Source organism: Coprococcus comes ATCC 27758, assembly GCF_025149785.1.
In the GTDB taxonomy this organism is placed as follows: domain Bacteria; phylum Bacillota; class Clostridia; order Lachnospirales; family Lachnospiraceae; genus Allocoprococcus; species Allocoprococcus comes.
The window spans coordinates 451,623-465,005 of the sequence record NZ_CP102277.1; the positions used below are offsets into that span (position 1 = coordinate 451,623).

General features: G+C 43.6%; 13 protein-coding genes. All 13 read left to right on the forward strand.

Annotation, left to right across the window (positions count from 1 at the left end):
• The first annotated feature begins 11 nt into the window (after window positions 1-11).
• The 13 genes from selA to NQ556_RS02460 all read left to right on the forward strand — a co-directional run bounded on the left by selA (window position 12) and on the right by NQ556_RS02460 (window position 13,357).
• Entirely contained in the window at window positions 12-1,406 is a 1,395-nt protein-coding gene (gene selA, locus NQ556_RS02400; protein WP_022220211.1) for an L-seryl-tRNA(Sec) selenium transferase, read from the forward strand.
• Window positions 1,403-3,319, forward strand: coding sequence for a selenocysteine-specific translation elongation factor (selB, locus tag NQ556_RS02405; RefSeq protein ID WP_008372453.1), 1,917 nt, complete (start codon window positions 1,403-1,405; stop codon window positions 3,317-3,319). Before selA ends, selB begins: the two co-directional genes overlap by 4 nt.
• Entirely contained in the window at window positions 3,316-4,233 is a 918-nt protein-coding gene (locus NQ556_RS02410; RefSeq protein WP_022220210.1) for a selenium metabolism-associated LysR family transcriptional regulator, read from the forward strand. The genes selB and NQ556_RS02410 overlap by 4 nt, the downstream gene beginning before the upstream one ends.
• Window positions 4,234-4,246: 13 nt before the next feature.
• Window positions 4,247-5,386, forward strand: a complete 1,140-nt coding sequence (locus tag NQ556_RS02415) for an aminotransferase class V-fold PLP-dependent enzyme (RefSeq protein ID WP_022220209.1) — start codon at window positions 4,247-4,249, stop codon at window positions 5,384-5,386.
• Between the two features lie 181 nt (window positions 5,387-5,567).
• Window positions 5,568-6,665 (forward strand): YedE family putative selenium transporter, encoded by a 1,098-nt coding sequence (gene yedE, locus NQ556_RS02420; RefSeq protein ID WP_008372461.1) that lies wholly within the window; start codon window positions 5,568-5,570, stop codon window positions 6,663-6,665.
• Window positions 6,666-6,734: 69 nt separating this feature from the next.
• A complete protein-coding gene (locus tag NQ556_RS02425) occupies window positions 6,735-6,938 on the forward strand; it encodes a sulfurtransferase TusA family protein (protein WP_022220208.1) in 204 nt (67 codons plus the stop codon).
• Window positions 6,938-7,174 carry a DUF3343 domain-containing protein gene (locus NQ556_RS02430; protein WP_008372464.1) on the forward strand — a complete coding sequence of 79 codons (237 nt, stop codon included), beginning with the start codon at window positions 6,938-6,940 and terminating at the stop codon, window positions 7,172-7,174. Before NQ556_RS02425 ends, NQ556_RS02430 begins: the two co-directional genes overlap by 1 nt.
• Window positions 7,175-7,350: 176 nt before the next feature.
• Window positions 7,351-7,968: a GntR family transcriptional regulator gene (locus NQ556_RS02435; protein ID WP_022220207.1), complete on the forward strand. Its 618-nt coding sequence runs from the start codon at window positions 7,351-7,353 to the stop codon at window positions 7,966-7,968.
• Window positions 7,965-8,609 (forward strand): GntR family transcriptional regulator, encoded by a 645-nt coding sequence (locus NQ556_RS02440; RefSeq protein ID WP_022220206.1) that lies wholly within the window; start codon window positions 7,965-7,967, stop codon window positions 8,607-8,609. The genes NQ556_RS02435 and NQ556_RS02440 overlap by 4 nt, the downstream gene beginning before the upstream one ends.
• Before the next feature lie 312 nt (window positions 8,610-8,921).
• On the forward strand, window positions 8,922-10,190 hold the full coding sequence (locus NQ556_RS02445) for an SLC13 family permease (protein ID WP_008372472.1): 1,269 nt from the start codon (window positions 8,922-8,924) through the stop codon (window positions 10,188-10,190).
• A gap of 56 nt (window positions 10,191-10,246) precedes the next feature.
• A complete protein-coding gene (gene ttdA, locus NQ556_RS02450) occupies window positions 10,247-11,146 on the forward strand; it encodes a L(+)-tartrate dehydratase subunit alpha (RefSeq protein ID WP_008372474.1) in 900 nt (299 codons plus the stop codon).
• The gene (gene ttdB, locus NQ556_RS02455) at window positions 11,146-11,772 is read left to right on the forward strand and encodes a L(+)-tartrate dehydratase subunit beta (RefSeq protein WP_008372475.1); all 627 of its coding nucleotides are present in this window, start codon (window positions 11,146-11,148) and stop codon (window positions 11,770-11,772) included. The genes ttdA and ttdB overlap by 1 nt, the downstream gene beginning before the upstream one ends.
• Window positions 11,773-11,998: 226 nt before the next feature.
• On the forward strand, window positions 11,999-13,357 hold the full coding sequence (locus NQ556_RS02460; protein ID WP_008372477.1) for a Wadjet anti-phage system protein JetA family protein: 1,359 nt from the start codon (window positions 11,999-12,001) through the stop codon (window positions 13,355-13,357).
• Window positions 13,358-13,383 lie beyond the last annotated feature (26 nt).

Below are 13,383 nucleotides of genomic sequence, written 5' to 3' on the forward strand. Positions count from 1 at the left end.
TAGAGGAGAAAATGAATAAAAATTTATTATTTCGCAGTATTCCGAAAGTAGATATTCTGCTTGAAGAACAGGAGATACAGGATTTGATTGATGTATATGGACGTGAACTTGTGATGGATGTGATCCGTGAAGAGATGGATGCGCTCAGAACATTTATCGGAAAGTGCGAGGAAGAAGAGAAAGCGAAAGCGCAGATCGGGATGCTTACGCAGAATATAAAACGGCATGCCGGAAAGCTGCATGAGCCGAATATGAAAATGGTGATCAACGGAACAGGAACAGTTCTCCATACCAATCTCGGCCGTGCACCGATCAGTAAGGAGCATGTTGAGAGACTGGCAGGAATTGTGAGTGGTTACTCCAATCTGGAATACAATCTGGAAGCAGGAGCACGTGGAGAGAGATACTCTCATTTTGAAAAATTGCTTTGCAAACTGACCGGGGCAGAGGCTGCGATGGCGGTTAACAACAATGCTGCGGCTGTTATGCTGATCTTAAGTTCAATGGCAAAAGGCGGGGAAGTTGTAGTATCCCGCGGAGAGCTGGTTGAGATCGGTGGCAAATTCCGGATTCCGGATGTAATGGAGCAGAGCGGAGCTTCACTTGTGGAAGTCGGAACGACGAATAAGACACATTATTCTGATTATGAAGAAGCGATCACAGAGGAGACAAAAGCACTCCTTAAAGTTCATACAAGCAATTACCGTATTGTTGGATTTACAGAGACGGTTACGATCGATGAACTGATTCCGATTGCGCAGGAACACGATATCCCGATTATCGAAGATCTTGGAAGTGGTGTGCTGATCGACCTGAGTAAATACGGACTGACCTATGAACCGACGGTTCAGGATTCCATCCGCAAGGGAGCGGACGTTGTATGCTTCAGCGGAGACAAGCTGCTCGGTGGTCCGCAGGCTGGAATCATCATCGGTAAGAAGAAATATATTGACCAGATGAAGAAGAATCAGCTGACACGTGCACTGCGAATTGATAAATTTACAGCAGCGGCACTGGAACTGGTATTACAGGAATATTTATCAGAAGAAAAGGCAATCCAGAATCTTCCGGTACTGCGTATGATCACAGAGTCCAAAGCGGATGTGGAAAAGCGTGCAAGATCTCTGAAGCGGATTCTGCAGAATGCACAGCTTGCTGCAACGATCGGGATGGAACCGTGTGAATCACAGATCGGTGGAGGCTCTCTTCCACTTGAACGCATTCCGAGTATGGCAGTTACGATTAAGCCGGAGAATATCAGTGTACCGAAGCTGGAAGAAGAGATGCGGCATCTTTCTATGCCAATCATTCCGCGTACAGCCAACGACACGATTTATCTGGATGTGCGGACAATTGAATCCTGCTACTTTAAGAAGATAGCAGAGATGCTGGGAGAATTATTATGAAAAACATTATCGTAGGAACCGCAGGTCACATTGACCATGGGAAAACGACACTGATAAAAGCACTTACCGGACGTAACACGGACCGGTGGGAAGAAGAACAGAGAAGAGGGATCACCATTGACCTCGGGTTTACTTATTTTGATTTGAAAAATGGAGACCGTGTAGGGATCATTGATGTTCCGGGACATGAAAAATTTATCAACAATATGGTTGCGGGAGTTGTCGGAATGGATCTGGTACTTTTGGTTGTGGCAGCGGATGAAGGTATCATGCCGCAGACAAGAGAACACATGGACATTCTGGGACTCCTTGGGATCAAGAAGAGCATTCTGGTGATCAACAAGTGTGATCTGGTCGATGAAGAATGGCTGGAACTCGTTGAGGAAGAAATCCAGGAAGAACTGGAAGGTACTTTTTTGGAAGGTGCACCGGTTGTTAAAGTATCGGCTGCAACCGGGCAGGGGCTTGATGAACTGACGGATACGATTCAGCAACTGATGTCGGATGAGGTGGTTGCAAAGGATACACAGACTATTCCAAGACTTCCGATTGACCGGGCATTTACCCTGTCAGGCTTTGGGACAATTATCACAGGGACACTTATATCCGGTACGATCACCAGGGAAGACGTTCTGGAAATGTATCCGATCGGAAAAGAGTGCAAGATTCGTAATATTCAGGTACATGGGCAGAATCAGGACAAATGCTATGCCGGACAGAGAGTGGCGATCAATCTGTCAAATGTGAAGAAAAAGGAAATTCGCAGAGGGTGTGTGCTTGCGCCGAAGAACAGTATGAAAAATACAGATCTTCTGGATGTGAAGCTGAAAGTTCTGGAAGACTCCATGCGTATCCTTACAAATCATGAGAGATTGCATTTATACACGGGTACGAGTGAGATCCTCTGCCGTGCTGTTCTGCTGGATAAGGAGCAGATCGGACCGGGAGAAGAGGGACTGGTACAGCTCAGACTGGAAGAAGAGATTGCGGTCAAACGAGGCGACCGTTTTGTAGTACGTTTCTATTCGCCGATGGAGACTATCGGAGGCGGGATCGTGCTGGAACCGAATCCGGTGCGTAAGAAACGTTTTGATGCACAGGCAATCGAAGAACTGAAGAAAAAAGAATCCGGTTCTCTTGGCGATGTTATGGAGCTTCAGATCAAAGAACACGGCGACACGATGATCACACTTGCTGAGCTTGCAAAGGTGATGGCACATTCCGTAGATGAACTGAAGGAGTATCTTGAAGAACTGGAAGAATCGGGCACAATCTTTGTATTCCCAATGAAGAAGGACACATATTTGTGGCACAGAGACAGCGAATTTGCAGTACGTCAGAAGATAGAGGAGACATTGCAGAAATATCACAGTGAGCATCCATACCGATATGGAATGAAGAAAGCCGAAATTCACAATACATTCCTGAAAAAGATTAAACCAAACATATTTGATGCGTATATCGAAAGAATGACGGGAGAAAACGTCTATGGAAGAAGGGAAGAATATCTTTCGCTTCCGGGATATGAAGTTCCGAAGGACGCGATGTATCTTCAGACAGAGAAGCTGATCGAAGATACATTTGAAAAAGCAGGATATGATTTTGTGAGATTTTCAGAGATTGATTTTGGAAAAATTCCGCGCCAGACAGCGGAAGATGTGGTTCTCATGATGATTGACGAAGGAAAAGTACTCCGTATCAATGAAGAGATGTTTACGATGAAACACCTGATGGATGAAGCGAAGGAAAAAATTCAGAATCATCTGAAGGAAGAAAATCTGATCACGATCGCACAGGTGAGAGATATGTTCTCAACAAGCAGAAAGAGTGCGAAACCGATTTTAGAATATATGGACAGCATTAAGGTGACAAAGAAGACAGGCGGAGAAAGTGAGAGGGTGGCATACTTATGAATTTAAAGCAGCTGGAGGCATTTGTTAAGGTAACTGAGTCGGGAAGTTTTTCAAAAGCGGCAAAGCTTTTGTTCCTGACGCAGCCAACGGTCAGTGCACATATCTCTTCTCTGGAGAAAGAACTGGACTCACGGCTTTTTGTCAGAAATACAAAGGAAGTAAAATTGTCGGAAGAAGGAAAGCAATTATACCAGTATGCGCGCCAGATGGTGGAACTCGAAAAAGAAATCGAGCAGGTATTTTCCAAGGATGCGCATCGTGAGGAAAAATGTATTACAATTGCGACCTCTACGATTCCGGCACAGTATGTTCTTCCGGCGATTCTGGCGAAATTCAGAGAGACTTATCCGGATGAGCAGTTCCGGATTTCAGAAAATGACAGCTGCGGTGTTGTTGAACAGGTAGCAGGGCATATGGTAGATATTGGATTCACAGGTACGGTACTTGAAAAAAAGCATTGCAGATATATGCCTTTTTATCAGGATGAACTGGTTGTTATCATGCCGAATACCGAGTTTTATCAGGAAATACAGAAGCGCTATAAGACAGCAACATGGATAAAGAATGAACCGGTCATTATGCGGGAAGAAGGATCGGGAACCCGCAAGGAAACAGAAAAAATATTGAGAAAAGCAGGAATTATGCCTGATACCCTCAATATAGTAGCATGCATTGAGAATCCGGAAGCGATAAAAAGGTCAGTAAAGAGTGGGCTTGGAATCACGATCATATCAAGACTTGCAGCAGAAGAGGAGATCCGGACCGGACAGGTTCTGGAATTCCCGTTACAGAAGGATGAAAGCAGTCGTTATCTGAACCTTGTATACAATAAAAACTATCAGCTGCCTGCAGCAGCAGAGCATCTGATCCGGATTGTAAAGGATTTCTATCCGGATGCACATATGGGGAAATGAAAAGAGGATCAATATGATATATTTAGATAATGCAGCAACCACAATGCGCAAACCACAGGAAGTAATTGATGCGATCACCGCAGTAATGTGCTCAATGGGGAATGCAGGAAGAGGCGTCAACGAGGCATCTCTCGGAGCAGCAAGAACCGTATATGACACAAGAGAGAAGCTTGCAGGTTTTTTCGGGGCGGAAGATGCAAGACAGATCGTATTTACCATGAATTCAACGGAGAGTCTGAATATTGCGATCAAGGGGATCTTAAATCCGGGAGACCATGTGATCTCTACGGTTTTGGAACATAACTCTGTTCTCCGACCACTTTATGAGATGGAGAAAAAGGGAGTTGAAGTGACATTCCTTGGATGTGATGAAAAAGGAACTCTGGATTACGCAAATTTTGATAAAGCAATCAAAGAGAATACAAAAGCAATTGTCTGTACCCATGGGTCCAATCTGACGGGAAACAAAGTGGATGTGGAGCGGATCGGGGAAATTGCAAAAAAACACGATCTGTTGTTTGTGGTAGATGCATCACAGACTGCCGGTGTATTTCCGATCGATGTGCAGAAGATGCATATTGATATTCTGTGTTTTACCGGACATAAGGGACTTTTAGGACCGCAGGGGACTGGTGGAATGTATGTGAGAAAAGGCGTTCATGTCCGGCCACTTCTTTCAGGCGGTACCGGTGTGCAGACCTATAGTAAGACACAGCCGGAAGAGATGCCGACAGCACTGGAAGCAGGAACACTTAACGGACATGGAATTGCCGGACTGGATGCTGCGATCGGATATCTGGAAGAAACAGGAATTGATACGATCCGCGCAAAGGAACAGGCATTGATGAAGCGGTTTTATGAAGGGATAAAAGAAATCCCGGGAGTCAAAATTTATGGGGATTTCAGCAGCATGGACCGCTGTGCGGTAGTGAGCCTGAATATCAGAGATTATGACTCGGGAGAAGTCAGTGATGCACTTCTGACAGATTATGGGATTTCTACCCGTTCAGGAGGACACTGTGCACCACTGATGCATGAGGCACTTGGAACCGTAGAGCAGGGGGCTGTCAGATTCAGTTTTTCCCACTATAACACAGAGGAAGAAGTGGATACGGCAATCCGGGCAATCTGCGAGCTTGCAGAAGAAGAGTAAAATTTTATAAGATCAGAGATTGATAGAAGACCGATATAATATTGATAGTATCAATATATATATCGGTCTATTTTAATTATGAATTGGACAAGAAGTTGTGCAAAAGATATAATTATAGGGTAACAAAAAAGTCTTTAATAGTCAAAATGACGAATGAGAGAAAGACGAAGGAGGAAGAAAAATGAATTTATCAGATTCAAAGAAGAAGCTTGCACTTGCGGGGGTTCTGTGTGGGCTTGTAGCTGCATGTCTGGCTTACTTTGGTAATCCGGCAAACATGGCATTCTGTATTGCCTGCTTTATCCGTGATACGGCAGGAGCTCTGGGATTTCACCAGGCCGAAGTTGTGCAGTATGCAAGACCGGAGATCATCGGTCTTGTGATCGGAGCATTTATTATTTCAGTGGCAACAAAAGAATACCGTTCAACAGCAGGATCTTCACCGATGATCCGTTTTATCCTTGGTATGGTAATTATGATCGGTTCCCTGATTTTCCTTGGATGCCCGCTCCGTATGGTGATCCGTATGTCAGCAGGTGACCTGAATGCATGGGTAGCACTGATCGGTTTTGTACTTGGAGTTGGAACCGGAGCATTTGCACTCAAAAATGGTTTCAGCCTTGGACGTGCGCATGAGACAAACAAAGAAAGTGGAGCAGTGCTTCCGGTACTGATGCTTGGTATTCTGATCCTTGCAACCTGCTCAACACTTCTCAAAGCAAGTGAAGCAGGTCCTGGAAGTCTTCATGCACCAATTATCATGTCACTGATCGGCGGACTTATTTTCGGAGCACTTGCTCAGAAATCAAGAATGTGCTTCGCCGGCGGAATCCGTGATGCGATCTTAATGAAGAACTTTGATCTTCTTACAATTATTGCAGGTCTTTTTGTAGTAATGCTGATCTTCAATCTGGCAACAGGAAGATTTGTACTTGGATTTAACACTCCTGGAATCATTGCACATTCCAACCATCTGTGGAATATTCTTGGCATGTATGCAGTAGGATTCGCGGCAGTTCTTGCCGGCGGATGCCCGCTTCGCCAGCTGATCCTTGCAGGACAGGGTTCTTCTGATTCAGCAGTTACTGTACTTGGCATGTTCTTTGCAGCAGCACTTTGCCATAACTTCGGACTTGCATCAAGCGGAACAGCTATGAATGCAGAGACAGGCGAACTCGTTGCAGGAGCCGTAACGCCGAATGGAAAAGTTGCTTGTATTATCTGTATTATCGCATGCTTTATCATTGCATTTACAAACAAAAGAGAGCAGGCAAAATAGTCAGAAACTGCAAGATATAGATGGATAATCCATAAGAAATATGATATGCTAGGAAGGCAGGTAAAAAATATGAAAGAAGTAGATGCAAGAGGACTTTCGTGTCCGGAACCGCTGATGCTTACTGCAGAGGCACTGAAGAATGCAAACGGACCGATCAAGGTTCTTGTGAGCGAACCTCACCAGAAGACTAATATCGAGAAGTTTGCGAAGGACAAAGGAAAGAAGGCAACTTCTACCGAGAAGGGCTCTGAATTTGAAATTGTGATTGAATAATGAGAAAAAAAGAGTTAAAGCTGGTTATCACATTCCATACAACAGCGGATGCGATGGCGATGGAAAAAGAATGTAAAAAAGTTGGTGCACAGGGACGTATGATTCCGGTGCCGAGAAGTATTTCAGCAGGATGCGGGCTTTCCTGGTGCGCACCACTGGAATGCAGGGAAGAACTGAAAAATGTCATGCAGGGAATCGGTCTTGAAGAAGAAGAGATCCACGAGTGTATGGTATAAGAAGAGGTAAAACGAGGAAACCGCAAGATGAGGAATCGGAATCATTTTTGCGGTTTCCTTTTTCCGTTTACTGAGAATATTCGTGGAACAAGAAAAATAATTCTTTACATTTAGACTGATTTTGGATACATTATTAGTATATCCTACTAATTAACTGCGGTATGGTGGAGGGGAAGATGAAAGGATTATCAGAAAAGCGGTTGAGCGATTATATGGCAGAACAGATTGCGGATGAAATTCTGGCGGGCAGGATAGAAGGAGGAAGCCAGTTAAAGCAGGAAGAGCTTGCTGAGGTATTTGGAGCATCCAGAATCCCGATCCGTGAAGCATTTCAGGTTCTGGAGAGTCAGGGGCTGATCGTGAGGCTGGCAACAAAAAGAATTTATACGGTTGAGCTGGATGAAGAGCAGATAGAACTGATTTTTGAGATGATCGGAGAAATCCTCAAAAAAGCGGTTCAGCATGTCCTGAATATGAAAAGTCAAACAGAGGAAAAGGAAGTATTTTCGACGGAAACAAGACCGGACCAGTTGCTTCTTGCACAGATGGAGAATGGATATCTGACGAATCTGCTGAAAAATGCTTCGGAGTGTTATATCCGGTTTGCCACAAAATGTAAAGAGACGGATGGAAAAAAAGAGACAGAAAAGGCAATCTGCGAAAAGATAGCAGGTGCATTAAATGGTGCGGAAAAATATACAAAAACATTTGCAAAAGCGGTCAATAGTGAGATTGACAGATGGGTATTGCTTCTGGCAGAGCAGGTGAAGGAAGAAAGAAGGAAGAATAGATGAATGGTTTAAAACCGATCAAGATGCCGTCAGCGAAGGAAAAAGTTGCTGCGGAGCTTAGAAAAGCAATTTTATCAAGGCAAATGAAAGAAGGAGAGATCCTTTCACTCGACAGTGTGGCATCTCAGCTAAATGTGTCGGCAATGCCGGTAAGAGAAGCATTTCAGATTCTGGCAAGGGACGGGCTGATCCAGCTTCGGAAGAATAAAGGGGCAGTCGTCCTTGGAATCACGGAAACCTATATCCGGGAACATTATCAGCTCCGCGCGATCCTCGAGAGTGCGGCAGCAAAGCTTGCAGCAGAACCGGGAACAGATATTGCGGAAATAGAAGATGTCTATCAGGAATCTTGTGAGGCACTGGAAAACGGGGAATCCCAGAAATACACGGATCTCAACCGTGCATTTCACAATGAAATCTGGAGTGCGGCAGGTAATGGAAAGATGAAAAAAATGATCTCCGAACTCTGGAACGGACTTTCTATGGGAAGTATGGTTTCAGAAGGTGATTATGCGAAGGTATCGATCAAAGAGCATGGAAGGATTCTAAAAGCACTCCAGGAGCATAATGTCGAAGCGGCAGAAAAAGAGATGTATGCGCATATCATGCGAAGCCGCGATGATATGCTGACGTATTACAAGTAGATAAGTGTAAGAAAATAAAAGATATACACAGAACATAAAAAGATTTTGAGAGTATAGATACTTCTTGAAGTCTTTTTTATTTGCAAAAAATTTCATTTCGTGCAATATGACAGAAGAATCTTAGTCAGAATATACAAAATAGAATATGCAGAATTATGCTATCCGCCAAAATGATAAAAAGTAATTGACATTTTGGTGTCAATGAATTATATTAAAATCAAGATTTGGATACAAAATCAGATATCAAAAATCAGATATCAAATAAAAGACATCCAGAAAAGAAACTAAAAAGAGAAATGAGGAGGTAGCAAAATGAGTCAGGTAACTATCACATTATTGTTCCTGCTGTTTGCGATCGTGATGTTCATGTGGGAGAAAATTCCGTTGGGACTGACATCCATGATTGTCTGTGTGGGACTGGTAGTCACGGGAGTTCTGGACTGGAAGACAGCATTTTCAGGATTCATTGACAGCAACGTCATCCTGTTTGTTGCGATGTTCATTGTAGGTGGCGCACTTTTTGAAACAGGAATGGCAAACAAAATAGGGGGAGTTGTAACACATTTCGCCAAGACAGAGAAGCAGCTGATCGTTGCGATTATGGTCATCGTAGGCGTGATGAGCGGTTTCCTTTCCAACACAGGAACAGCCGCAATTCTGATCCCGGTAGTCATCGGTATCGCAGCAAAGTCGGGATATTCAAGATCAAGACTTCTGATGCCGCTTGTATTCGCAGCAGCGATGGGAGGTAACCTTTCTCTGATCGGAGCCCCGGGTAACATGATCGCACAGTCACAGATGGAAAGCATCGGACTGAAATTTGGATTCTTCGATTATGCAAAAGTAGGTGTACCGATCCTGATCGTCGGAATCATTTATTTCGCACTGATCGGATACAAATTTCTTCCGAACAAGACAGATGCATCTGGAGACAGCATTTATGATGAGGTACAGGATTTCAGCAATGTACCAAAGTGGAAACAGACACTTTCCCTGGTTATTCTGATTCTTACACTTCTCGGAATGATCTTTGAAGAACAGATCGGAATCAAGCTTTGTGTAACGGGTTGCGTCGGAGCAATTGCCCTGATCCTTACAGGAGTTATCAGTGAGAAAGATGCACTTCTTTCCATCGATCTGAAGACGATCTTCCTGTTCGGTGGAACACTTTCCCTTGCAGCAGCACTTGATCAGACAGGGGCAGGAGAGTTGATTGCTGACAAAGTAATCGGACTTCTTGGAAAGAACCCGTCACCTTATGTACTTACATTTGTAATTTTCATGCTGTGCTGTGTACTTACCAACTTTATGTCGAATACAGCAACAACAGCACTTATGGCACCAATCGCTGTGTCAATCGCACAGGGAATGGGAGCAGACCCAAGCGCAGTACTTATGGCATGTGTCATCGGAGGATCATGCGCATACGCAACACCGATCGGAATGCCGGCAAACACAATGGTTGTCACAGCCGGAGGATATACATTTAAAGATTATGCAAAAGCAGGTGTGCCGCTGATTCTGGTATCCACCGTAGTAAGTATGATCTTACTTCCGATATTCTATCCATTCTTCCCGTAAGAAGGGATAACAAAGTAATTAAATTAAATGCAATATAAAAAGAGGAGGATTTTAAAATGTCTAGAGAAGAACAGGTAACACAGCTTACAGATTACATGGCAAAGTTCATTGCACACGTTGCCAAAAAACTTCCAGATGATGTCATCGCAAAACTTCAGGAACTCAGAGAGAAAGAGGACAGCCCGCTGTCTAAGGTAATCTACGATACCATGTTCCGTAACCAGGAACTCGCAGTAGCTCTTAACAGACCAAGCTGCCAGGATACAGGTGTCCTTCAGTTCTGGGTAAAATGTGGAACAAAATTCCCATTGATCGATGATCTGGAAGCATTACTGAAAGAAGCAGTAGTAAAGGCTACATTCGAAGCACCGCTTCGTCACAACAGCGTTGAGACATTCGATGAATATAACACAGGAAAGAATGTAGGAAAAGGAACACCGACCGTATTCTGGGATATCGTTCCAAACTCTGACAAATGTGAAATCTACACATACATGGCAGGTGGCGGATGTACACTTCCGGGAAAAGCTATGGTTCTGATGCCAGGTGAAGGATACGAAGGTGTAACAAAATTCGTTCTCGATGTTATGACAAGCTACGGACTGAATGCATGTCCTCCGCTTCTTGTAGGTGTAGGTGTAGCAACTTCTGTAGAAACAGCAGCTCTGCTTTCCAAGAAAGCTCTGATGCGTCCGATCGGCTCTCACAATGCTAACGAAAGAGCTGCAAAGATGGAAAACCTTCTGGAAGACGGAATCAACGCAATCGGCCTTGGACCACAGGGAATGGGCGGAAAATACTCAGTAATGGGTGTTAACATCGAAAATACAGCACGTCATCCATCTGCAATCGGTGTGGCCGTAAACGTAGGATGTTGGAGTCACAGAAGAGGACACATTGTATTTGACAAGGACCTTAATTACACAATCACAACACATTCGGGGGTGGAATTATAATGGTAGAAGTAAAAGACGGAAAGAAAATTTTAACAACACCAATTTCAGCAGAGGACTTAAAAGACATTAAAATCGGAGACATCATTTACCTGAACGGAAGTATGACAACATGCCGTGATGTTGCTCATCGCCGTCTGGTAGAAGAAGGAAGAGAACTTCCTGTAGATGTAAGAAACAACGCAATTTTCCATGCAGGACCGATCATCCGTCCATTGGAAAATGACAAATTCGAGATGGTTTCCGTAGGACCGACAACCAGTATGCGTATGGAAAAATTCGAGTATGAATTTGTACAGAAATCTGGTGTACGTGTGATCATCGGAAAAGGTGGAATGAAAGAAAACACCGAACGTGCATGTAAAGAGTTCGGAGCAATCCACTGTGTATTCCCGGCTGGTAATGCCGTAGTAGCAGCAACAGAGGTTGAAGAGATCGTAAGAGCTGAGTGGAGAGATCTCGGAATGCCGGAAACGCTCTGGAACTGCCGCGTAAAAGAGTTTGGACCACTGATTGTATCCATCGATACAGAAGGAAACAACCTCTTTGAAGAAAGAAAAGTAATCTACAATAAGAGAAAAGACGAACAGTATGAGATAATCAGCAAACAGGTTGGATTTATCAAATAGTCATACTGAAAAATATGGAACCCATACTTGCTTAATTAAAATAATAATCAAATATTCTGCCAGATATTTGGTCTCGTTATGAAGAAGTGCTGCAAGCCGATGAGAGTGATCGGTTTTGCAGCACTTTTTCGTAATGCTTTTTTACAATGTTTTTTCCATTTAGAGACTAGAATATGGTATACTTATAGATAATGGAAAAATTTATGAATTTACAGAAAGGCAAGGCATGCAGTTACGTTTTGAAATTCCGGAGAGTTTCTGGAGTCTGTTTCGTTCTGTGAACAGAGAGACATACATTGAGGCTTTGATGGCGATCAATGAAGAATACCAGTACAGCAATTATTTCCTGACCAGGGAAGTCTGTATTCAGGTGCTTCGGGATCTGTATATGAAGAAACAGATCGAACTTAAACGAGAAGAAGATGAGACTGAGTTTGATATGTTGGAGACTCCGTCGGCAAGGATTCTGAACTGGCTGATCCGAAAAGGATGGCTGAAGAAAATTGAAGATTATAATACATTGGTGACGAATATCGTAATTCCGGATTATGCAGCAATATTTGTGGATGCCTTTGAGCGGCTTTCTACGGAGGACCTGGAGGAGACAGAGATCTATATCCAGAATGTCTATGCGACATTGTTCTCGTTTAAAAATGATCCAAGGGTGAATCTGAATATGCTCCGGACAGCACTTATCAATACCAGACGGCTCAACAAAGCACTACAGGATATGCTGCATAACATGGATAAATTTTTTGCAAGGCTTCTGGAACAGCAGTTTTACGGGGATCTTCTGAAAGAGCATCTGGACGGATATGTGGAAGAGATTGTCCGGAAAAAATACCATATCCTGAAGACTTCGGATAATTTTTATATCTATAAGACAGATATCAAAGAATGTCTGCGTCAGATGCGGGATGATGAGGAATGGATCGAGAAGATCCGTGAGCGTGCTCGTGCAACCGGAGATACGGGAGAAGATGTGTTGGAACTTCTGGATATGATCGAGAGAGGCTTTGATGATATCGAGCACCGCATTTCCAATATGGATAAGGAGCACAGCAAATATGTGCGTGCGACGGTGACAAGACTGAATTATCTTCTGAGCGGAGAGAGCGACACGAAGGGACTGGTTATTCAGCTCCTGAACCGGATGGCAGAGGATGACTATGAAGAGGTCATTCAAAAGACGGGGGAGAAGATGAATCTGTCTTTGGTCGAAATCCTGTCAGAAAAATCTCTTTATAAGCGAAGAAAAAACCGGAAGGATTTTGTAAGTCAGATGGCACCGGAAGAAGAAGTGGATGATCTGGACAAGGAAGATGTGCTCAGATTGAACCGGATCAAGCGCAGATTCAGCAAAAAGCAGATTGAAGAATTTATCGAAGAGCATATAGAGAAAGATGTGCTGGATACAGAAAAACTTTCCCTTACATCAGAGGAGGATTTTGAAAAGCTGATTCTAGCATATGACTTAAGTACCCGTAAGAACAGCAAATATAAAACGCTGGAAGAGGATGCGGAGACGATTGAAAAGAACGGATACCGTTATCCTGCACTGAAGTTTGTAAGAAGACATTTATAGAAAAAGAAGACAAAATTGGAGAGAAT